The sequence below is a fragment of the Vibrio sp. SCSIO 43137 genome (assembly GCF_028201475.1).
GTDB lineage: Bacteria > Pseudomonadota > Gammaproteobacteria > Enterobacterales > Vibrionaceae > Vibrio.
In genome coordinates this window covers 2857931-2880093 of sequence record NZ_CP116383.1, presented here as the reverse complement: position 1 = coordinate 2880093, position 22163 = coordinate 2857931, and the positions used below count along the sequence as shown (strand labels likewise).

At 47.1% G+C, this 22163-nt stretch carries 22 protein-coding genes; 8 read left to right on the top strand and 14 right to left on the bottom strand.

Annotation, left to right across the window (positions count from 1 at the left end; genetic code table 11):
* Nucleotides 1-16: 16 nt before the first annotated feature.
* Nucleotides 17-232: a 30S ribosomal protein S21 gene (rpsU, locus tag PK654_RS13460; RefSeq protein WP_001145625.1), complete on the bottom strand. Its 216-nt coding sequence runs from the start codon at nucleotides 230-232 to the stop codon at nucleotides 17-19.
* A gap of 208 nt (nucleotides 233-440) precedes the next feature.
* Between rpsU and tsaD the strand changes: the two genes are divergently transcribed.
* The gene (tsaD, locus tag PK654_RS13455) at nucleotides 441-1463 is read left to right on the top strand and encodes a tRNA (adenosine(37)-N6)-threonylcarbamoyltransferase complex transferase subunit TsaD (RefSeq protein ID WP_271696274.1); all 1023 of its coding nucleotides are present in this window, start codon (nucleotides 441-443) and stop codon (nucleotides 1461-1463) included.
* A gap of 171 nt (nucleotides 1464-1634) precedes the next feature.
* On the opposite strand, the gene plsY is transcribed toward tsaD, so the two are convergent.
* Nucleotides 1635-2228, bottom strand: a complete 594-nt coding sequence (plsY, locus tag PK654_RS13450) for a glycerol-3-phosphate 1-O-acyltransferase PlsY (RefSeq protein WP_271696273.1) — start codon at nucleotides 2226-2228, stop codon at nucleotides 1635-1637.
* Nucleotides 2229-2475: 247 nt separating this feature from the next.
* On the opposite strand from plsY, the gene folB reads away from it, so the two are divergent.
* The 4 genes from folB to PK654_RS13430 all read left to right on the top strand — a co-directional run bounded on the left by folB (nucleotide 2476) and on the right by PK654_RS13430 (nucleotide 5186).
* A complete protein-coding gene (gene folB, locus PK654_RS13445; RefSeq protein WP_271696272.1) occupies nucleotides 2476-2835 on the top strand; it encodes a dihydroneopterin aldolase in 360 nt (119 codons plus the stop codon).
* On the top strand, nucleotides 2832-3323 hold the full coding sequence (gene folK / locus PK654_RS13440; RefSeq protein ID WP_271696270.1) for a 2-amino-4-hydroxy-6-hydroxymethyldihydropteridine diphosphokinase: 492 nt from the start codon (nucleotides 2832-2834) through the stop codon (nucleotides 3321-3323). Before folB ends, folK begins: the two co-directional genes overlap by 4 nt.
* Entirely contained in the window at nucleotides 3324-4127 is an 804-nt protein-coding gene (locus PK654_RS13435; protein WP_271696269.1) for an undecaprenyl-diphosphate phosphatase, read from the top strand. It begins immediately after the preceding gene.
* 117 nt (nucleotides 4128-4244) lie between these two features.
* A complete protein-coding gene (locus PK654_RS13430) occupies nucleotides 4245-5186 on the top strand; it encodes a ChaN family lipoprotein (RefSeq protein WP_443088750.1) in 942 nt (313 codons plus the stop codon).
* A 68-nt stretch (nucleotides 5187-5254) separates the two neighbouring features.
* Here the strand turns inward: PK654_RS13430 and PK654_RS13425 are convergent, their stop codons facing one another.
* A complete protein-coding gene (locus tag PK654_RS13425) occupies nucleotides 5255-6472 on the bottom strand; it encodes a multifunctional CCA addition/repair protein (RefSeq protein ID WP_271696267.1) in 1218 nt (405 codons plus the stop codon).
* Nucleotides 6473-6579: 107 nt separating this feature from the next.
* Here PK654_RS13425 and PK654_RS13420 point away from each other — a divergent pair, with 107 nt between their 5' ends.
* Together PK654_RS13420 and PK654_RS13415 are read left to right on the top strand one after the other, a co-directional pair.
* The gene (locus PK654_RS13420) at nucleotides 6580-8187 is read left to right on the top strand and encodes an ExeA family protein (RefSeq protein ID WP_271696266.1); all 1608 of its coding nucleotides are present in this window, start codon (nucleotides 6580-6582) and stop codon (nucleotides 8185-8187) included.
* Nucleotides 8187-8969 carry a general secretion pathway protein GspB gene (locus PK654_RS13415; protein WP_271696265.1) on the top strand — a complete coding sequence of 261 codons (783 nt, stop codon included), beginning with the start codon at nucleotides 8187-8189 and terminating at the stop codon, nucleotides 8967-8969. The genes PK654_RS13420 and PK654_RS13415 overlap by 1 nt, the downstream gene beginning before the upstream one ends.
* 108 nt (nucleotides 8970-9077) lie before the next feature.
* Here PK654_RS13415 and PK654_RS13410 read toward each other — a convergent pair whose 3' ends face one another.
* From PK654_RS13410 to PK654_RS13360, 11 genes are all read right to left on the bottom strand, one after another.
* Nucleotides 9078-9302 (bottom strand): hypothetical protein, encoded by a 225-nt coding sequence (locus tag PK654_RS13410; protein ID WP_271696264.1) that lies wholly within the window; start codon nucleotides 9300-9302, stop codon nucleotides 9078-9080.
* Nucleotides 9303-9566: 264 nt separating this feature from the next.
* Complete coding sequence (locus tag PK654_RS13405; protein WP_271696263.1) at nucleotides 9567-10061, bottom strand: nitrous oxide reductase accessory protein NosL; 495 nt, start codon at nucleotides 10059-10061, stop codon at nucleotides 9567-9569.
* Complete coding sequence (locus tag PK654_RS13400; protein WP_271696262.1) at nucleotides 10039-10887, bottom strand: ABC transporter permease; 849 nt, start codon at nucleotides 10885-10887, stop codon at nucleotides 10039-10041. The genes PK654_RS13405 and PK654_RS13400 overlap by 23 nt, the downstream gene beginning before the upstream one ends.
* Complete coding sequence (locus tag PK654_RS13395) at nucleotides 10884-11807, bottom strand: ABC transporter ATP-binding protein (RefSeq protein WP_271696261.1); 924 nt, start codon at nucleotides 11805-11807, stop codon at nucleotides 10884-10886. The genes PK654_RS13400 and PK654_RS13395 overlap by 4 nt, the downstream gene beginning before the upstream one ends.
* Nucleotides 11804-13120 (bottom strand): nitrous oxide reductase family maturation protein NosD, encoded by a 1317-nt coding sequence (locus PK654_RS13390; RefSeq protein ID WP_271696260.1) that lies wholly within the window; start codon nucleotides 13118-13120, stop codon nucleotides 11804-11806. Before PK654_RS13390 ends, PK654_RS13395 begins: the two co-directional genes overlap by 4 nt.
* Before the next feature lie 77 nt (nucleotides 13121-13197).
* Nucleotides 13198-15093: a TAT-dependent nitrous-oxide reductase gene (gene nosZ / locus PK654_RS13385; protein WP_271696259.1), complete on the bottom strand. Its 1896-nt coding sequence runs from the start codon at nucleotides 15091-15093 to the stop codon at nucleotides 13198-13200.
* A 52-nt stretch (nucleotides 15094-15145) separates the two neighbouring features.
* Nucleotides 15146-16525, bottom strand: a complete 1380-nt coding sequence (locus PK654_RS13380) for a NosR/NirI family protein (RefSeq protein ID WP_271696258.1) — start codon at nucleotides 16523-16525, stop codon at nucleotides 15146-15148.
* Between the two features lie 80 nt (nucleotides 16526-16605).
* Nucleotides 16606-17262, bottom strand: a complete 657-nt coding sequence (locus tag PK654_RS13375; protein WP_271696257.1) for an FMN-binding protein — start codon at nucleotides 17260-17262, stop codon at nucleotides 16606-16608.
* A 317-nt stretch (nucleotides 17263-17579) separates the two neighbouring features.
* The gene (locus PK654_RS13370) at nucleotides 17580-18191 is read right to left on the bottom strand and encodes a TIGR04211 family SH3 domain-containing protein (RefSeq protein ID WP_271696256.1); all 612 of its coding nucleotides are present in this window, start codon (nucleotides 18189-18191) and stop codon (nucleotides 17580-17582) included.
* A 180-nt stretch (nucleotides 18192-18371) separates the two neighbouring features.
* Nucleotides 18372-19631: an inorganic phosphate transporter gene (locus PK654_RS13365; RefSeq protein WP_271696255.1), complete on the bottom strand. Its 1260-nt coding sequence runs from the start codon at nucleotides 19629-19631 to the stop codon at nucleotides 18372-18374.
* 106 nt (nucleotides 19632-19737) lie between these two features.
* Complete coding sequence (locus PK654_RS13360; RefSeq protein WP_271698888.1) at nucleotides 19738-20418, bottom strand: TIGR00153 family protein; 681 nt, start codon at nucleotides 20416-20418, stop codon at nucleotides 19738-19740.
* Between the two features lie 206 nt (nucleotides 20419-20624).
* On the opposite strand from PK654_RS13360, the gene PK654_RS13355 reads away from it, so the two are divergent.
* Nucleotides 20625-22142: a CYTH and CHAD domain-containing protein gene (locus tag PK654_RS13355; protein ID WP_271696254.1), complete on the top strand. Its 1518-nt coding sequence runs from the start codon at nucleotides 20625-20627 to the stop codon at nucleotides 22140-22142.
* Nucleotides 22143-22163 lie beyond the last annotated feature (21 nt).

The window sequence follows — 22163 nt, the reverse complement described above, 5'->3', positions numbered from 1 at the left end:
TTAACGGAGTTAGTTATTAGTACAGGCGAACGCGACGTGCGTTTTCGCGAGCAAGCTTCTTAGCGTGACGCTTTTGAGCTGCTGCTTTAGCGCGTTTGCGAACTGTAGTTGGTTTTTCATAGTGCTCGCGACGACGTACTTCAGATAGGATACCTGCTTTTTCGCAAGAGCGCTTGAAACGACGTAGTGCAACGTCGAACGGTTCGTTTTCACGTACTTTAACTACTGGCATATGCCTTTCACCTCAGGGGTTATTCGTTAACGCTGGTTCTGCTGTGTCTAAATCGTAATGACCGACAATTAACCAGCTTGATCAAAAATGGTGCGGAATTTTAATCCGAGATGTGCACCTTTGTAAAGCTTTATCGTGGTCAAATTTTGTTTGATTAGGTAATATTGCGGCAAATTTTATTTCCAACATAGAAGATGCCGGGAAAAGTATGCGCATTTTAGGTATAGAAACGTCCTGCGACGAGACAGGCGTAGCGATTTATGATGATGAAAAAGGCCTTCTTTCTCATCAACTTTACAGTCAGGTAAAACTGCATGCTGATTACGGCGGCGTTGTGCCTGAGCTGGCTTCACGGGATCACGTTAAGAAAACCATCCCTCTTATTAAAGAGGCTCTGAAAGATAGCGGGCTGACAGAAAAAGATATTGATGGTATCGCCTATACGGCCGGTCCCGGCCTTGTCGGTGCATTGTTAGTGGGGGCTACTATCGGCCGCAGCCTTGCTTATGCGTGGAACGTACCTGCGGTGCCTGTTCACCATATGGAAGGTCACCTGCTGGCACCTATGCTGGAAGATAACCCGCCGCCGTTTCCTTTTGTGGCGCTGCTGGTTTCCGGTGGCCACAGTATGATTGTTGAAGTAAAAGGCATTGGTGAATATCAGATCCTTGGTGAGTCTATCGATGATGCTGCCGGTGAGGCCTTTGATAAAACGGCGAAGCTGATGGGGCTGGATTATCCGGGCGGACCGCTACTTTCCCGTTTAGCGGAGAAAGGTACACCGGGTCGCTTTAAATTCCCGAGACCAATGACAGACAGACCGGGGCTGGATATGAGCTTTTCCGGCCTGAAGACTTTTGCTGCTAATACTATTGCTGCTAATGATAATAGTGACCAGACCCGCGCAGATATCGCTTATGCCTTTCAGGAAGCAGTTTGTGCCACACTGGCTATTAAATGTAAGCGTGCCCTTGAGCAGACAGGAATGAAGCGTATTGTGATTGCCGGTGGTGTCAGTGCTAATAAACAGCTAAGAGCGGATCTTGAAGCGCTGGCGAAGAAGGTCGGCGGTGAAGTTTATTATCCGAGAACGGAGTTCTGTACCGATAATGGCGCCATGATCGCCTATGCAGGTATGCAGCGCCTTAAGAATGGTGAAGTCTCGGATCTGTCGGTAAAAGCTCAGCCAAGATGGCCGATTGATCAGCTTTCTCCAATAGAGAGTGAGTAAAAGAGCTTAGCTGCTCTCTGGAACTATCCTTTAATATCTCTTGTTCCCATGATTCTCGTGGGAACACATATCGAGGCTAAACCTTTCACCGAAAATAATCAGTTTGATGCTTTTTGTTAAGGTCTGGTATGCATTACCACGCGGGAGCGTGGTAACGAGAAGAAACAGTTTTTATTGCCGACTTGTGCCGATTTTAGGTTCTGTTCCGTCCAGAAGGCGGCGGATGTTTTCATGATGGCGGAACAGAATCAGGCAGCAGAGCATAGCGACCGGCAAGGTATATAAGGGTTTAAATATCCAGGCATAAAACGGCGCAATCAGTGCCGTGATAATCGCGGCCAGTGAAGAGTAACGGGTAAAGATTGCGGCAACAATCCAGGTAACGGCCAGTAACCCGGTTAAACCCCAGCCGATGGGGGCAATAGCGCCGATGGCGGTTGCTACGCCTTTACCGCCCCTGAAGTGGAAAAAGATAGGGTATATATGGCCGAGACAGGCCGCGATACCGATAAAGCCAAGCATTAACAGTTCAATATTCAGGTAATAGCTTCCCCAGACAGGGATAGTGCCTTTTAACATATCGCAAAGAAGTACCGCTAAGGCTGACCATTTTCCGCCGATTCGGTGTACATTAGTGGCGCCGGGATTGTTGGAGCCGGACTCTCTTGGATCCGGAAGGCCTAGTAAGCGGCAGATCAAGATGGCACTGGAGATCGAACCCAGAAGGTAGGCAAAGATGATCATGCTCAGTGCTAAAGGTGTCATAAAAATTCCGGGTAAGTTTTTGCGTTATGTTCGTTTTGATTAAAAAGGATACGTCTTTTTTGTCGTTTTTGGTATCCGACCTGTTGACCTTTTGCATGTTACCCCAGAGTAGCGGCCGGTAAGGTGACTTTGCTCTACTATTTTGCTTCGTTCGAACATTTTATTTGTATATACTCGTGGCACTCCGAACATTGTGTGTCTTAACAATAAATTCTAACTATTCATTAGAATAAATCAGAGAAAAATCATGGCGTTAGATATTGTATTTATTGAACAACTGGAAGTGATCACCACTATCGGTGTTTACGACTGGGAACAGGAAATCAAGCAGAAGCTGGTATTAGATATCGAGATGGCACACGACAATGCTCCGGCCGGAAACAGTGACGATGTTGAACTTGCCTTAGACTACGCCAAGGTAAGTCAGGCGGTGCTGGATCATATCGAAAATGGCCGTTTTCTGTTGGTAGAAAGAGTCGCAGAAGAGATCGCCAGCCTGATTATGCAGCGTTTTTCTGTGCCATGGATTAAGGTTCGTTTAACTAAGCCGGGTGCGGTTCCTCAGGCACGTGGTGTTGGTGTTGTGATTGAAAGAGGCGAGCGATGACCGTCGCTTTTGTCGGAGTCGGCAGTAATGTTGAGCGGGAGTATCATGCCCGCAAGGCGGTAACTGAGCTTGCTAAGCTGGGAGAGGAGTTACGCGTCTCCGCAGTGTATGATTGCGCTTCAGTAGACTTTGACAGTGCTCCCTTCTTTAATTTTGTCGTGCAGTTGTCTACCTCAATGACTTTGCAACAGTTTTCATCTGCCCTTCGTCAGATTGAGTTTGCTTACGGCCGGGAAGAGGATGCAAAAAAATATCAGGATCGCACTCTGGATCTGGATATAATCCTGTTTGGTGAACAAGTTTCGGCTGCTTCACCTCAGGTACCTCGGGACGATATTTATAAGTACCCGTTTGTGATTCAGCCCCTGTATGAACTCTGTCCTGACCTGACTGTTCCCGCTGACGGGCGCACAGTAAAAGAGTTATGGCTGAAGATGGACTGTGATCACTCCCTGACTAAAGTAGATTTTCCGTTTGATGGATTTTAAATGACATATTTTGAAGCCTTTATGCTGGCCCTTATTCAGGGGCTGACAGAGTTTTTACCTATTTCCAGCTCTGCTCATCTTATTTTGCCTTCAGTGATCCTTGGCTGGGAAGATCAGGGGCTTGCCTTTGATGTTGCTGTGCATGTCGGTACCCTGACGGCGGTAATTATCTATTTCCGTAGCGAAGTGATTACCCTGCTCTCATCCTGGCTGGGCTCTATGTTTAAAGGTGAGCGCAGTAAAGAAGCCAAGCTGGCGTGGATGATCATTCTTGCTACCATTCCTGCCGGTTTGTGCGGGCTGTTTATGAAGGACTTTATTGAGCTCTATCTGAGAAGTGCATGGGTGATAGCCACTACCACTGTGGTGTTCGCCTTGTTGCTTTGGTGGGTGGATAAGCATGGCCGCTTTACCGATGATGAGTACAGTGCTGACTGGAAAAAGTCGCTGTTTATCGGTATCGCTCAGGCGCTGGCAATGATTCCGGGAACCTCCCGCTCAGGTGCCACCATTACTGCCGCCCTTTACCTCGGCTTTAGCCGTGAAGCAGCAGCGCGTTTCTCATTCCTGATGTCTATTCCAGTGATTACCCTCGCCGGTAGTTATCTGGGGTTAAAACTGGTAACCAGTGGTGAGCCGGTTCATGTGGGTATGCTGGCAACGGGTATAGTGACCTCCTTTATCAGTGCTTATATCTGTATCCACTTCTTCCTTAAGCTGATCTCAAGAATGGGTATGACCCCCTTTGTTATTTACCGGTTGATATTGGGTTTTGGCTTATTTGCTTTACTGGCACTGGGTTAACTCTGCGGTTTAGTTTTATTACGAAAGGGAGCGAAATGCTCCCTTTATTGTATTTTGTACTGTTCGACCGTTATATTTAATAAGTCCGAGATGGAGTAACAAGGTGGCCGGTTTATGATGCGAATATTGAGTTTAGCTCTTCTCTCTCTGTTGCTAATGGCTTGTAGTGAAACCCAGCAGCAGTGGCGGGGAGATTTAAATACCTTTTATAGCTATCAGCTTTATCAGGATGGCCAGCGTTTATCTGTTTATCACCTGAGTCAGAAGCTTTCTGACGCAGATGTCATTTTGGTTGGTGAGTGGCATAGCCATGCTGGCGTGCATAAGTTTCAGACCGATCTTTTACACCAACTCCATAGTCGGGGTTATCCGTTGATTCTGGCGATGGAGCAGTTCTCAAGAGATATCCAGCCGGTAATGGACGATTATCTTAACGACAAAATAGGCGAGCAAACTTTAGTTAAAAAAGGTAAAGCATGGTCGAGTTATGAGAGCGATTACCGCCCGCTGGTGGAGTATGCCAAGAGCGCCGGTATTGATGTGATTGCCGCTAATGCGCCTGCCGATATTGTCCGCTGTATCAGTAAAGAGGGAATTGGTTTTCTGGAGCGCCTTAAGCCTGAGCAGCGTAGCCATGTGGCCGCAAAAGTAGATACCGGAAAAAGCGCTTATAAAGATAAGTTTACCAAGGCCATGCAGCACGGTTCTGATGAAATGGTTGAAAGACTGTTTGCAGCTCAAATTTCGCGGGATGCCACTATGGCGGAAAGTATTGTTAAGGCGTTAAAACAATCACCAGACGCCAAAGTAATGTTTGTCGGCGGTAAGTTTCATACTGAAGGCGGTCTGGCGATGGGTGCTGAAATTCAAAGGCTCGATCCAAGTTTAAAGGTAGTAGTGATTGATCCGGTAAACTCCGCCAGTGACGAGAGCAGCGACCCGTACCAGCTAATGGTGATGCCTCTTCCCGCCCGTTATCTTGAGGGAGAGAAGCCGGAGTTTGCTCATAAGTCTGCTGGCAAAAAGGGAAGCTTGCTCTGTAGCCCGGAAAAGAAATAGAAAAAATAGCCTGCTTATCTGCATGTTTTTATACCTGTATAGTTGCAGGCTATTTTCTGGCAAAAGCCTTAATTTAACGCACTTTGAATAGCCGCTGTTTTACGGCGATCCAGCTCCTCTTTAATCGCTTTTCCCTGAAAACCATCGGCAATTACATCTTGTACCTGAACGGAAAGTGCCGCGTTATAGGCGGTCAGAAAGCGTTCTTTTTGCGGATAACTTTTCTCTTCATGACCTTTTCTGCCTCTGTGGTCAGCCTCACAGCAGAGCAATACATGCTTTAGCTTTTCCGGTTTGCGCCACACATCGAGTTGATTAAAGATCTTAAGGAATGTCCCCGGTCTGAGTTCGCCAGCTCGGTGGATATTGGAGTGCTGGGCACAAACGGCCAGAGCGAGCTCTTTGTAGTCATTAGGTATTCTGACTCTTTCACACAGGGCTTTAATCAGCCCTAAGCCGGTATGACCGTGCATTTTATGACTTGGCCACTCCTGCTGCGGTGTGACACCTTTGCCCAGATCGTGAACCTGAGAGGCAAACCGTACATGGGGAGAGGTACTAAGGCGGGCAGCCTGCTCTGCCACCATCAGGGTATGGATTCCGGTATCAATCTCAGGATGCCATTTTTCTGTCTGTGGCACTCCGAACAGGGAGTCCAGCTCAGGCAGAACGACTTTTAACGCGCCGCACTGCCGTAATACGGAGAGGAACACTTGTGGGCTGGCGGTTTGCAGCGACTTATGCCACTCCTGCCAGACTCTCTCCTGAGTCAGGTGACCCAGTTCGCCTGACTGGCTGATCTTTTTCATCAGTTCAATGGTTTCATCGGCCACGGTAAAACCGAGATGCGCCAGTTTAGCTGCAAATCTTGCTACCCTGAGAACCCTTAAAGGATCTTCCTCAAAAGCAGGAGAAACATGGCGAAGGATCTGTTTTTCAATATCCTGCCGGCCACCGTACGGGTCGATAATATTTCCTTTATCATCCATCGCCATGGCATTGATGGTCAGATCGCGCCTCAGCAGATCTTCTTCAAGTGTCACCGCTTCTGAGAAAAAGCACTCAAAGCCTTTGTAGCCTGTACCGGTTTTACGCTCAGTTCTGGCCAGCGCATGCTCTTCTTTGGTTTTCGGATGGAGGAATACGGGAAACTCTTTGCCTACCGGCAGATATCCTTCTGACAGCATTTTTTCAGCGTTGCTACCTACAACGACCCAGTCATTATCGTAAACGGGCAGGTGAAGCAGCCGGTCTCTGACTGCTCCGCCAACAAGATAAATCTGCAAAGGTGAACTCCGAATGTATTTTGGTGACCTAATACTTTATATTCTATCAGGCAATGATACTTTTCCTGAACTAATTCAGGTCTGCAGACCTAAGTAAGAGATAAAAAATGTATAAGGATTACTTTGGCTTTATCGAGCTGCCGTTTTCAATTGTTCCCAGCGCACGGTATCTCTACCTGAGTTCCCGTCACCGGGAGGCAATGGGGCATCTTCAGGCTGGCTTGGGGGATGGCGGCGGCTTCGCCATGCTGACAGGCGAGGTAGGGACAGGTAAAACTACCGTATCTAAAGCCATGCTTTCATCTCTTAATGACAATGTAAAAGCCGGCCTGATCCTGAATCCGACCTTTTCTGAATCTGATCTTCTGGAAGCCATTTGTGATGAGTTTGAAATAGAGTACCCGCAGCAGGCTTCCCTTAAGCAACTCACCAAAGCCATCTACCAGTATCTGATGGACAACCACAGTAAGGGCGTTCAGACACTGCTGCTGATTGATGAGGCGCAGCATCTGTCTGCTCAGGTTCTTGAGCAGCTCAGATTGCTGACTAATCTGGAAACGGACAGCCAGAAGCTGCTAAAGGTTCTGTTGGTCGGACAGCCAGAACTGCAGATAAAGCTTCAGACACCGGAACTGAGGCAGCTTGCTCAGCGGATGACCGGTCGTTATCACCTGCTGCCCCTGACAGAAAATGAAGTAAAGGAGTATATCGGTTTTCGTCTGCAAATAGCCGGCAGTCCGGCGGCTTACTTCTCCGCCAAAGCGGTAAAAGTGATTTCCCGCTATACCCAAGGGGTACCAAGGTTAATCAATCTGGTTTGTGATAAGGCACTGTTGTACGCCTATTACAGCGGAGAAAAAGAGGTAAGCAGCATTCAGGCAGAAAAAGCGTGTCAGGATGTAATGAGTTTTCAGGCTCCGGCAACACAAGCTGCGGTAAAACCAAACCGGTCAAAAGCAAAACCTTATGTCGTTACTTTGCTGGTATCACTCGCAGTGAGTGGAGTTATCTATCTGCGCAGTGAGACTATTTCTCAGTTTAGCCGCAGCTTTATGCCGCCGATGCCAAAAGCCGTTGCTGTCAGCGGGACACAGAACGTAGAAAACGATCTTGTGTTGACGGAGTTTTTGCAGCAGAGCAGTAGTCGTCTGGATGCTATGCAGGCTTTGTATAGCCTGTGGGGAGTAAAAGCATCAGTAGTGAATGCAGACTGTCTGAGCGACAGCCATCCATTTCAGTGTGAACAAGAGGTTAGCGACTACAATAGCGTTCTGAAAGAGGCAAGGCCCGTTGTGCTTGAACTGGCTGGTGAAGATAAACCGGCTTATGCGGTTCTCTATTCGGGTAATGAGAATCATGCGGAGCTTATCAACAAGCAGAGCAGGATTCGCGTTCCTGCTGAGTGGCTGAAAAAAGTCTGGAACGGACGCTATCAGACTCTCTGGTACAGTGAAATTAACTCGACGCTAAAGAGCAACAGTCGCGGGCATCAGGTCAAAGTGCTGGATGAACTTTTGGCAAAAGCCCTGAGTGAAGAACCCACTTTAACCACTCTGTTTGATGAAACGCTGGAAAAACGAGTAAAGGCGTTTCAGACATGGCAGGGGCTGGATGCTGACGGTGTGGTGGGAAGGAAAACCCTTCAGGTTCTGGACAGGTTAACTAATGATTCTGCTCCTAAGTTATTGATGGCTAAAACGGAAGAGGTGAAATAATGTCACAGATTATGAAGGCATTAGAGCAGTCTGAGCAGAGCCATCAGGCCAGTTTTAACCGGATAAGTTCAACTGGTACTGTTACCGGAGCAGAGTCACAACAGCGGAGTTGGCTGGTTTACCTGCTGGCAGGGGGCATTTTGCCGTTAATAGTTCTGCTGTATGTGATATTAGATACCAGCCGGCAATGGCAGACAGAAAAAGCATTGATTGTGGCTCAGCAGGAAGAAATGACGGCACAATCTGAAACAGAAGTTGCAAAGCTTGCGTATCCGGAACTTGCAGAGCTTCGGTCCCTGAGCGAAATACGCAAAGATCTAAGCTTAACTCAGCCGGTTGTTGAAATCGCAGTCAGCCAGACAAGCAATCCTGAACCGCAGCCGGTAAAAAATGAAAAGCCCGGTGAAATTACTGAACAACCGCTGGATCTTAACTCCCTTGATTTGAGTGGCTTATCACCTGAACTTGCTCAGCGGGTTCAAAGTGCATTCGGCGAGCAGGATGACGGCCGTGCTGTTGAGAAAGAGCCGACAATTGAAACGGTTAAGCTGACAGACGATACCTCCCGTTATCGTGGTGTATTACCGGCAATGAATCTTCAGACTCATATGTATGCCAGCAGTAAAGATCGGCGCTGGGTTAAAATTAATGGTGAAGAGCTGTATGAAGGTGACTGGCTTAATAACCAGATTCAGCTGATTGCCGTGGAGCCGAGAACCATTGTGATTGAATATAACCGTGAGAGGATAGAGATCCCGGCTCTGTATGAGTGGAACGGATAAGACAGAACATTCTTGTTATGGACACTAAAAAGGCTTCAGTTATTCACTGAAGCCTTTCTTTTTTAATCCGTTTTGGTCAGCCCCTTAAGGCTATATTAATCCATTTAATTAGTGAGTATCTGCAGGTGATTCTGCACCAAAGGAGATGTCTTTATAGACATCGGAAAAACGTCTTTTCTTAGTGGATTTGCTTTTGGATTTAGGGTTGCTGGTTTGAGATTCAGACTGAATAGCAAGCTCATGGGCTTTTGCTGACTCAATAAATTCAGCATCGGCCATAGCCTGCTTGCGAAGTTTATTCACTCTGTCGAGCTTTTCAGATAACGAAAACATATCTAACCTCCCATAAAGCTGTATTTATATACAGTAGTATAGTACTGGTGTTGTTTAAGTCAATAAAATACTGTTGGTATATACAGTATGTTTAAATCGTATCTATGTTTATCTGTTTCGCTATTAATAAGTATAGACGTTAATCGGGCAGGATAAAGAAATCTGCATTATCTATCTGTTTGATATGGCAGGAATTGATCGGTTTTGAGAGCTGGATAAAGGTATATAGGGCATCCTGGAAATGAGTTGGGATGCCCGTAAGGATTACAGAATGTCTACTGTAATGTCGTCAAACTTGTAGACTTCACCACCATAGTTTTTGCTAAAGGCTTTGGCATGTTTTTCTTCGCTGAAACTGGCCAGTGTTTTGCCCATCGCGCCTTTCTGGTTCGAGCCGATCACATACCAGGCGGTTCTGGCATCGATAAAGTACTCATCTTCCGGCTTCTGCCATGGCGTCTTACTCATATCGTGCACATACACTTCTTTTATCTGGCGTTTATTTTCCGGCTGAAGGATAAAACTAAACAGGTCACGGGTAGAGCAGAACTTATGAACCGTGTCGCCTTCTGACTGGAAAGCTTCCCCTTTCGGGCCGGGGAAGTTAGTAATGATCATACCGCATAGGTGGCACTCTTCGCCGCTTTCAATGGCAACAGCCTGACGTGCAACTTTCTCTTCGGGTGCTTCACCACAGCTAAGTAACAGGCCGGGTAACAGCAACAACATACACCACTTAACGAATTTCTTTATCTGCATAAAAGCCTCTATAAGGTTTTTTTCTAAATATAATCTGGGCTGCACCCAGAGGAACAATAATCCAGCCAAACATAGCGACAATAAGCGTGCTTGTCGGCAGGCTGCTGTTAATGGCGACGGCCAGCGCACCGTTAACATCGCTGCTGCTGAGTGAGGAGAGATTAATTAAACGGAACAAGTCGGCAGGGTTGAGCATCATCATCTGCACCAACCCTTGTTGGGTAACCATATCTTCCGTGCCTACCAGCAACGCCAGCAGCGCCAGATCAAAAGCCAGAACAAAGAACAGCCAGAGCATTAGGGCAATACCGGCCGCCTTGGATTTCTCTGAAACCAGCAGGCTGATCACGTAGGCGAGAGCAATAAAGCAGAGCCCAAGTAGTATTGAAGTGAGAATAAACAGGCTGAATGTACCGGCGACGCCTTCTGTATCTGTTGTAAAGCTAAGTAGCAGAGCAGCACTGCCAAAGCCGAGGATAGTGGCCAGTGCAATAACGCTCCCCTGCCCGATAAATTTACCCAGCAACAGCTGGCCGTGGCTGATAGGGTAGGTCATCAGCAATAACAGGGTTCCCGATTCCTGCTCTCCGACAAAGCTGTCATAACAAAGTAGCAAGGCGATCAACGGGATGATAAACACCGATAAGCTGGACAGGCTGGCTATGGTTGATGAGAGCGAAGGCGTACCTATATGACCGGACGCCACGCTACCATAGTAGCTAAGCCCGATGGAAAGCAGGGCAAAAATAACGGTAATAGAAACAAACCAGCGGTTTCTCAGACTATCCTGAAACTCCTTCAGTGAGACGGCTAATATCGGGTTCATTTTGCCTCCTTATCTGATGCAGAGTCTGGCTGGGCAGAGTCGAGAAAATGCTGATAAAGGAATTCGAGACTGGCGTGCTCAACCTGAATATCACTGAGTGAGTCATACTCAAGCAGCTGTTTAAGCACGTTGACTTTCATCTCCTCCGGCACATGCAACTGATCGGCTTTCACCATAAAGCGGCTAAGCATCTCATTACTGCTTAGTGCGCCATTCAGGCCGTTAGTTTTAATAACCACCGGCAGTTTTGCCTCTTCACGTAGCTGAGAAAGAGTGCCCATAGCGACGGCTTTACCGCTGGAAAGAATCATTGCCCGGTCGATATGCTGCTCAACACCGGAAAGGGCGTGAGAGCAGAGAATAATACTGGCACCATCCAGTTTTAACTGGTCGACACTGGCGTAAAACTCTTGGGTGGCGATAGGGTCAAGGCCGACGGTCGGTTCATCCAGCAGCAGTAGCTTTGGCTTGCCAAGAAAAGCCTGAGCCAGCCCGAGACGCTGACGCATACCTTTCGAATAGGTTTTAACCTGACGGTTCATAGCATGTACCAGCCCGACTTTTTCCATCAATTCTGATATTTGCGTTACGGGAGCAGACTTCAGGCGTGCAAAGTAAGTCAGTACTTCCAGTCCGGTAAGTTGATCGTAGAAACTGACATTCTCCGGCAGGTAGCCGATATTTCTACGACTGTGCCACGCCTGCTTACTTTTCGGGTTGGTGCCACAGACTTCAATCTCCCCTTCTGTCGGGGCGATAATGCCTAGTATCAACTTCATCATGGTGGTTTTTCCGGCGCCATTGTGGCCGAAAAGCCCAAGTACTTCACCGCTGTTGAGTGTCAGATCAATACTGTTTAGTGCTCGTAACTTTTTATACTGTTTGGTTATCTTTTCCAGCTTTACAACGGGATGAGTCATGAATGATTTCCTTTTCCATCAGCTGAGTGAGTACTGTTATTGTTATCCGGGGTTGATGGTGACATTAACGGGAAGGAGTCTTTTACTCCGGCTGGCTTCAGTACCGGAAACTGTTTCTGTATCCAGCGCAGCATCAAAACGGAAGGGCTATCCAGCAGAACTTTGGCTTCAGGATACTGCCAGACCATCTTGTCGATACCGTCATTGGGTTCGAACGGCGTATCGCCGACCTGATTATTATCCAGATCCCAGCCAAGGTAGTTACTCCAGAAATTGCCAGTACCTTCCTGACTCCACTCCTGTTCACGGCTTGAGACGTATTTCACCTGAACCGGATTGTTTATAAAGCTGTTGCCGAAAACCTTCACGTTTTCTGAGCCCGCAGTAAGGTGAATACCGATCTCTGCCGTATCGATGCGGTTATAGCTGATTGTGTTATAGGCTGAGTTGTAGATAAACAGCCCTTTACCGTCACGGCCGACTACCTTGTTTTCAGGTTTGGTCCAGACGTTTTTAATATCATTGTGGTTGATGGTGGAGTAGGTAATAAAGTTCATCAGCATGCCGTAATCTTCACTGTCACGGCTTCGGTTTCCTTCTACAACAAGCTGACGGGAGCTCATCAGGGCATAGCCTGCCCTTGTGTTGTAGGCAAGGTTACCAACCACTTTGTTGGTGTGTGAGTACATGTAGTGAACGCCATAACGTAGGTCGTGCATGGTGTTATTGCGCAGTTCACTTTGCTGGCTGGAGAGAATATAGAGGCCGTCACGGGTCTGGCTCACTTCATTGCCCACTACTATGGCATTCTTAACTGATGAGAGCTGAATACCGTTGCCTCTGTCGGCAGAGCGCAGCTTGTTATTACCTATTACCCGGTTGTTTTCTACCAGCAGGCCGGAGGTTTTTTGCAACCACATACCAAAGCCGTCGCCTTGCAGATAGTTATTTCGGATAACAAGGTTTTCTGCTTTTTTGTCTATATAGATACCGGCGTTTTGTTTGGTCAGGTTCCGCCCCCAGTTGACGATCCTGAGATTTTCTATTGTGGTGTCAGAGGAGAGAAGGGTCAGGGCGTTGCCGGAGCCGTTTGCATTAATGGTGGCCTGATCTTTTCCGGTTAAAGTTATACCTTTTGCGACAACAAAGTTGCCGTTATAGGTTCCTGAACTGATCAGTACGGTATCTCCGCTTTCTGCCGTATCCAGCTTGGCTTGCAGGTCATCACCGGAACTGACGGTAATCACAGCGGCAAACAGACTGCTATGGAGCAGCCAGAGAATAAGTGCGGTTAGGATGGGTATTTTTTTCAATCAGGCTTCCCTGTAGTGGTTAAAACTATGTGATTAAAGCAGACACCTTAATGGTGTCTGCTTAGTTTCACGCAGCGTTACGATGCTTCTACAAACATACGTCCACGCATCTCCATATGAAGGGCGTGACAGAACCAGTTACAGTAGTACCAGTGAACCCCAGGCTTATCTGCAGTAAAGGTAATAGAAGAGGTCGCCTGAGGGCTGATCTCCATCTGCACACCATAGTTAGTCATACAGAAACCGTGGCTCACATCCTCAACCATATCAAGGTTGGTAACCACAACAGTCACTTCATCGCCCTGCTTGACGTTAAACTCCGTCAGGCCGAAAATCGGCGCCACAGAAGTCATATAAACACGAACCTTGTTGCCGTCACGGATGACCTTGTTATCCGTCATCACGTTAACACCATCTTTCTTCGCTATGGCGACGGTTTCAGCAAAGATGGAGTCATCACGGCTCCATAGCTTGTTCGGTTTCACTTTACTGCGGTGAACAATGATACAGTCGTGCGGTTCGGCATAGGTCGGTCCGTCGTGAACCAGCTTCATTTCGTCACCGGAGATATCGATTAACTGATCATTCTCAGGGTGTAACGGTCCGACATTAAGGAAGCGGTCTTTACCAAACTTACACAGGGAGACCAGCCATTTACCATCGGCATCACGGGTTTCACCCATAGAGGTGTGGTTGTGACCCGGCTGATAATGTACATCCAGTTTCTGACGCACATAGTTCACTTTTTCACCGTTGTGTGCCTTGATAGCATCTTCTACATTCCATTTAGCAATCTGGCTGTCGAGGAACAGAGTCGTATAGGCGTTACCGCGGTTATCAAAGGCAGTATGCAGCGGACCTAAGCCTAGTTCAGGCTCGGCTACAATAGCGTCACGTGGCTGAATCTTACCGGCGAACAGGTCATCAAGCTTATCGATAGCGATAACAGATACAGTCGGGGATAGCTTACCGTTGGCAACAAAGTATTTACCGTCAGATGAAGTGTTCATACCGTGTGGGGATTTTGGTACCGGAATATAACGGGTAACCTCAGAACCACTGCGGCCGTCAATTACAGGCACATTGTTTCCGTTGTAGGTTTTAAACTTACCGGCAGCAACGGCAGCTTCACAGGCAGCCAGATCGAAGATAACAACATGATCGCGCTCGGCAGAGATCATATCACCCAGATTCATGCCCATTTCGGAGTTATAACAGGTTGAAGCAAAATATTTTCCGTCGAAATCAGCATCGGTATTATCAAGGTTACCGTCGACCATTACCTGAAATGCCACTTCCATTTTTTCTGCATCGATGACATTGAACAGAGAGCGGTAAGTACTGACATCTTCCATTGACGCTTTACCGTCGTTGTTCATCGGAATTTCAAATTCAGCATTACAGATAACGTACTTGGTATAAGGTACTTTCTGCACACGCAGACCGTGGATCGCCTGTACGTTCGGAATGGTGATCATCTTGTCACACTTCATCACGTCACAGCGGATACGGGCAACACGTGAGTTAGCCTTGTCGTTGATAAAGACATATTTACCGTTATAACGGCCGTCAGTCATACTCATATGCGGGTGGTGGGAGTCACCAACCAGAATGTCAGCACTGTCGCCTTTAATACGCTTACTTTCGTCAGTCAGACCCCAGCCGGTGGCACTGTCGGTATTGAAGACCGGAATTCGCATCAGCTCACGCATGGAAGGGATACCCAGAATACGAACTTCACCGGAGTGACCGCCACTCCAGAAGCCATAATATTCATCGAGCTCTCCAGGGTGAACAACCGTCTTGTTTGACACTTCCTCCGCCTGAGCTTTAGCCATTGAAGCAAACATAGCTGCACTCATAGGAGCCGCGGCAACGCCTAGTCCGATGGCGGCACTTTTACCGAAAAACTTCCGGCGTTCGCTGTTTACGGGGTTATTATCTTTTTCCAGATTGTTTTTATCATCACTCATTTTGAGTCTCCATATTATGGGTGTAGGGTGCTGACGTACTAAATTCAGTTACTTATAACTGGGTTACTGGAATATCAGCTTTTCTTGCTTTTTGTTCCTTGTATGCCGTTTTTTTCAATGGCGGGCACTTACCATGATTTGAATAGGTCATCTGGCAATCCAGACAGTAGTGGCACTCACGCATATTGATCACGCCGTCAGGTTGTATGGCCTGAATCTCACACTCTTTGGCACAAATCTTACAAGGGCTGCCACATTCAGGGCGGCGCTTGAGCCAGTCAAACAGGCGTATGTTATTAGAGACAGAGAGCGCTGCCCCTAACGGACAGAGATAACGGCAGAATGTCTTACGGTTAAACAGGCTGATAAAGATCAGGAACAGAGCCCAGATAATAAACGGCCACTCACGATCGAACTTCAATAAGAAGGTGGTCTTAAATGGCTCTATTTCAGCAAACTGTTCCGCCAGCGCCAGTGAATCCAGTGACAGGGCAAACAGGCCGAGAAGGATCAGATATTTAATCGCCCATAATCTTTCATGAACTGCCCACGGAAGTTCGAACTGAGGGATTTTCACATAGCGGGCGAACTGATTAACCAGCTCCTGAAGGGCTCCGAACGGGCATAGCCAGCCACAGTAGACAGCACGCCCCCACAGCAGCATGGTAACTGCTGCGGCACACCAGAGAATAAATATCACAGGATCCAGCAGGAACAGATCCCATGAGAAATCTTTCATCAGTGCGTGCAGGAAGGTGAATACGTTGACGACAGAAAGCTGTCCTCCCCACTCCCAGCCGATAAAGACAACGGTAACGGCGAGAAAACCGTGACGTAACCTATGCATAAAGGTCGGATGCTGTACCAGAATATCCTGAAAGAACAGGATAAGAATCAGGATGATAATCAGCACTGAAAGGGTAATTACCTTTAGCTGATGCTCCTGCCAGACCTGTTGAGTTAACGTCATCTCAGGCGGTATTTCTATGGCTGGTGGCGTATCTACGTATTTTTCCAGTACATCGTACTGGCCTTTAAAGCTGGTAAAGACGCTATCAATCGGCCCGGTCTGGCGGCGAACCAAGAGTTCAAGTTGCCAACTGGCACCGGGATCGAAATCGTGATGAGCCTGAACCTTGAATACAGACATCTCTTTAAAAGAGGGCACTCCGGCAATATAGAGGTCGAGTACCCGGTTATGGTCGAGATCGCGGAAGGCGATCTCATTTTCATTCTGGTGTAGCTGAACCCGGTCAAAGATGCCGCCCCGAACATAACCCGAGCCTTTAAATGAGTAGCCATTACCAAAAACGGCAATCAGGTGTTCACCCGGTTTTAGCTTCTCGGTCAGCCAGTTATATTCCGATTCGCCAAACAGGTTTTTGCCGATAGTCGGAATATCTGCCAGTGCGTAATAGAGCTCCGCAAACATTTCATCCTGCTGAGACTCGGGAACAGTATCAACATTTTCACCTTCAGTTCCGTCAAATGCCTTTTGTACGGCTTTATTGTCTAGATAGAGCTTGCGGATGGAGCCATCACCAGTAAGTTCAAACCTTCAAATAACTCTTTTTTAATGGTGGATTTAGGCTGAATGATATTGCTGGTTGGTTTAATGATCCCCAGTGATTCAGCAGCCTTGGTAGCCGCTTTAGTAATGGCAACATTCATTACCATCACGGTAACTGTGGCTCCGGATAAGCCGTCAATAGGGGTGTAATCCTGGTTCGGTTTTCCGCCAACCTTTATTCTGTCCCGCACTGACAGACCGACATACTGATCGCTGAACTCCCACAACTTACTTTCGGGAATACCGGCCAGAATTATGGGCTCGTGATGTTCAAGAACCTTGGAAGCCAGATACTCACCTTTTGTATCTATGATAACCAGCATATTGACAGGTTCGCCTGAGTAGGCGGGTATTTTGGCGATATCATTGGTCTCAAAGGCATACCCCAGAACCGTATCGTCCTGCTTTATGGTTCGTAACAGAGGAAGGCCCTGCTTTTCCGAAATAGAGGTATGGGAAGGAAATGTCTGTTCTATTAGCGGTATAGGGTCTTTTGGCGGACTGACAAATAGGGCAAGGGCTGAATGTGAAAACACAATACAGAGGAAAACAGAGATTAGAGAAATCAAGGATCGCAGTTTTATTAACATGTCCCCCATTTGCCAGCTCCAGAGATGAAAAGGACGTTCAGGATAATTAAAAATATAAACAGCATGTGTTGATTTGAGTCAATTTAATATTATGACTGTGTTGCGAATATGTAAAACATCAATATTGGTCACATTTAATAACTGCGAGAAATGATGCCCTCTAACCATATAGGGGTAGGTAATAAAAAGTTAAAATAATTCAACCACTTTTAGTAGGGTTATATGGTTAAATAACTACTTAAAAACCATGGTTTTTAAATGTAAAAAACCGGCAAATAATTTCGCCGGTTTTCGTTGTTTTTGTAACAATTTATTAATGGTTGATGTTATGCCCAGCCGTTACGGGATTTCTTTCTTCTCGGCATAATGCCCGGAAGGATTAAACCAAGCAGCAGACCAGCGCCGGCAACACCACCACCGTACATAAAGTACTTAAGCAGCAGATCTTCTTTTTGTGTATCCAGTTTGGCACGCAGCTCGCGGATTTCTGTCTGTGACGAAGTCAGCTTATGACTGATATCAGCATAGTTCTCTTCCAGCTCTTTAATTTGAGCATTGCGGTTATCCAGTGATTGCAGCAGGCCTGCCTGCTCTTCGTCTGAACTCTTACGTGCGTTAGAAAGCTGCTCTTTCACGTTTGCCAGCTCTTCTTCAAGCTTAGGTAAGCGTTCCGCCATACTTGCCTGACGGGTAACAAAGCGGCTTTCTACCCATCCTTTGCGGCCTTTACCATCAACTACCTGACTGTAGCCAGTATCCTTGTTGCTATCAACGAGGTTTACCTTATCACCGGCATTTACGCTGCCAATGATTCTGAACTGGTTGCTTGGACCTGCGTGCATATAGGTGAAGAGGTTGTCAGCAATGTAACGTTGGGCAGCGAAAGCGTTGGGAGCTGCCAGAGAAAGAAATAAAACAATTGAAAACAGTTTTTTCACAGTGTGTCCCTTTGTGAGTCCTATAGCATGACTATAGTTTATAGATCTTGAGGCTTTGAGTTATAGGGGGAATAGTAAGAACTTTCTTGAAGCCACGCAACAAAAGAGGGACGTAAAACGTCCCTTTATGTGCGTTTGAGTCAATAATGACATTGCTCTTACATTGTCTGACTGAATGCTTTAGCTGAATGCTGCTTTAATGACATAGTAGAAGATAACAGCAAGGATAGCGCCGGCAGGCAGAGTTACCACCCAGGAGACAACAATGTTTCTTACTACGCCAAGGTTAAGAGCGGCAATACCACGGGCAAAACCAACACCCAATACAGCACCAACAAGGGTCTGAGTGGTAGAGATAGGCAGACCTGTACCTGATGCGATAACTACAGTAGAGGCTGTTGCGAGCTGAGCTGCAAATCCGCGGCTAGGCGTCAGTTCAGTAATGCCGGTACCAACGGTAGCCATTACTTTATGCCCCATGGTCGCCAGACCAACAACGATACCAAAGCCGCCCAAAGGAAGAATCCACCACGCGATAGTACTCTTAGTTGCGATTTCACCCATATGTTCAACGGTTGAAACAATGGCTGATAGCGGACCAATGGCGTTCGCTACGTCGTTAGATCCGTGAGCAAAAGCCATAGCACAGGCGGTAATAACCATCAGAGTACTGAAGATTTTTTCTACGCCGGCAAAACTGTGGTCTTCGGCTCTCTGGGAGAACTTCTTACCGATATAGATATAGCCGCCAACCATAACTAAAGCAGAAACAACGATTGCCCAGCCCCATGCTTCAAAGCCGGTAAGGTGCAGACCTACGTGTTTCAGACCTTTCTTGATGGTTACCAGTGCAATTACCATGGTGGTAATAAACATATAGACAGGAACAAAACGTTTTGCGTTTTGTAGCGGAGATTCAGTATTAAAGATTAACCGCTGTGCACTGATAAAGATGTAGTAGGCGATAATACCGGATATCAGAGGTGTAACAATCCAACTACCCACGATGCCCTGAACTGAGCCCCAGTCAATGGCTTCAGAGCCGACAGAAACCAGTGCAAAACCGATGATGGCACCGATGATTGAGTGAGTGGTAGAAACCGGCCAGCCCATAAATGAAGCCAGTAACAGCCAGGTACCGGCTGCCAGCAGGGCTGACATCATACCAATAACCAGAACGTCGGGTTTGTCTGCAAAAAGAGAAGTTTCAATGACGCCTTTTCTTATGGTGTCAGTAACTTCACCGCCGGCAAGGTATGCACCGGCAAATTCGAAGATCATTGCAATAATAATTGCCTGCTTAACGGTAATGGCTTTTGAGCCTACTGAGGTGCCCATTGCGTTCGCAACGTCATTGGCACCAATACCTATGGCCATTAGAAAGCCAAACAGGGCTGCAATTAAAATCAGGACAGTGCCATAGTTAGCGAGGATATCCATGTTAATACCTAGTTGTTAAGTGATTCAGATTTTTCCGCAGGGGCAGAGCCCCTCTACGCTTTTTTTTCAGCGCATAATTCTCTGAAGTACAAAGTGACTTTAAATTTTAAGAATCAGAAAGCATTATTTCTAAGCGGGCACCAACGCGCTGCGCCTGGTCGGCAATTTCACCAACCCATTCTAAAATCTTGTATAAAAACATAACGTCAATCGGGTTGTATTCAGATTCGATTGCCATAAGGCTCTGGCGTAGCTGAATCTGCATTGAATCCGTATCGTCTTCAATGACATCCAATTGATGGATCATGTCGGCCACAAGTTCGACTTCACGGCCTTTGAATCCGGTTTCGATAAGTTCATCAAACTCATTCACGACTTTGTGCGCCAGTGCGGCAGCATCAAGACAACGCTTCAGATATTCGATAAAGCTTTCGTAGATAGGTGTAGGGACCTGCAGTTTGCGCCCGAGAGCACGGCCTGCGATATCTTTTGACAGGTTGGCTAGTTTGTCCTGTTGTCTGAGCAGATCTAACATATCTGTACGACTGACAGGCATAAACAAACCGTTAGGAAGTTTAAGGCGGATTTCTCGCTTCAGGATATCAGCCTCTTTCTCCAGTTCGGAGATGGTTGCATGCAGATTCTTTGCTTCTTCCCAGTCACCCTTATTACAGGCGTCGAAAAAATCGACCAGACGGAAACAGCAGCGATTTACCACAGCAACATGTTTTTGCAGAGGCTTAATAGGGGATTTAGCGAACAATCCCATAATCGTATTTACTGGCATAGTATCAGTACTCAAAAAAAATATAACCTTCTTTAAACATACACCATCTGTTGAAGATGAAGTATGGGGGGCTATAAAGTGGCGCATGTTAACCTAATAAATTGCTCATTAAAACTGATTTAGATCATCTGTTGGGTGAAATTTGCCGCTTGCCGAAGGGGAAATTAGGCAATATCCTGTCTGTATCATCTTTTTAAGGTAAATATATGGAAACCGAAATAGAGCTGAAGTTTTTTGTTTCTGCCGATTTTTCCGACACGTTAAAGCGAAAATTAGCGGATATGAAAATCCTTCAGAATAGTTGCAGGGAGCTGGGCAATACCTATTTTGATACTCAGGATAACTGGTTGCGTAAGCATGATATCGGCTTACGAATTCGTCGCTTTGATGATGTGTTTATTCAGACTGTCAAAACCTCCGGCCGGGTTGTTGCCGGGCTGCACCAAAGGCCTGAATATAACGCCGAACATACCTGTAACTCTCCTGTTCTTGAACTGCACCCTGAAGATATCTGGCCAGCCGGAAAGGCAGTAAGCCAACTTCAGTCAGAACTTATTGCTATTTTCTCTACTAACTTTACCCGCGAGCAGTGGCTGATCGGTATGGCCGATGGCAGCCAGATAGAAGTTGCTTTTGATCAGGGTGAAGTGGTTGCCGGAGAGGAGCAGGAGCCTATTTGTGAAGTTGAGTTAGAGCTGAAGTCCGGTCAGGCCGATGCACTGTTTACTCTGGCGAGAAGCCTGAGCGAAGAGGGCGGAATGAGGTTGGGCAACCTGAGTAAGGCTGCCCGTGGCCATCGCCTTGCTATGGGCTATCAGACTGATGAGGTAAAACCGCTGCCGCTGGTGGCGACCAGAAAAGATGACACTGTGGAAGAGTGCTTTGTCCGTTCCATTGAACACGCCTTGTCGCACTGGCACCGTCATGAGCAGATCTATTTTGAACAACCTTCCATCGCGGCACTGCATGAAATTGGTTACTCCATCTCCTTTATCCGTCAGATTCTGACTGTGTTTGGTGGTATTGTTCCGAGACGGGCAAGCGCCATATTACGTCAGGAACTGAAGTGGCTGGATGAAGAGCTTAGCTGGCTGAAAGCGGCCGACTATATCGATGACCTGTGTGATGATAAAGGCCATGTGCTGAGAAAGCTGGATGCCCGCAAGCAGTTACTTAAACGCCTGCAAGAGAAGCGGGAGCAGTTCCCTGACCCTCAGCAAACCAAAGAATTACTGCGGTCTGCTCGTTATACCGGCCTGTTACTTGATCTAAGCCGCTGGTTGATGGCAAGGGGATGGCAGCCTTTCCTTGATGATAAAGCCAGAGAGAAAATGAGCCGGAACATTGGGCGTTTTTCTCAGAGACAACTAGACAGAACATGGGCTGAACTGGTGGAAGCATTCCCGCCGGAGAGAAAGCTTTCCCGTCAGGAGTATATTGATCAGCGCTACCGGCTGATGCGCAACCTTTATACCGGCGTCTGTTTTGCCTCTATCTATGATATCGATCAGCGAAATACCTTCCGTATGCCGTGGGCCGATCTGTTTAGCGGTATCGATGACTTGCTGACCCTTGAACCTCTGCACTCTTTGGTGGAAGAGTTAGAGGGTGAAGAGAGAGAGCAACTGGAAAGATGGCTGGCGAGGCAGGAATCTTCACTGCTGCATGCTATGGAACAGACGCGGTTAATGAGCATTGAAGCAGAACCATACTGGAGTGCCTGATTCCTCGTGCAGGTAAATCAT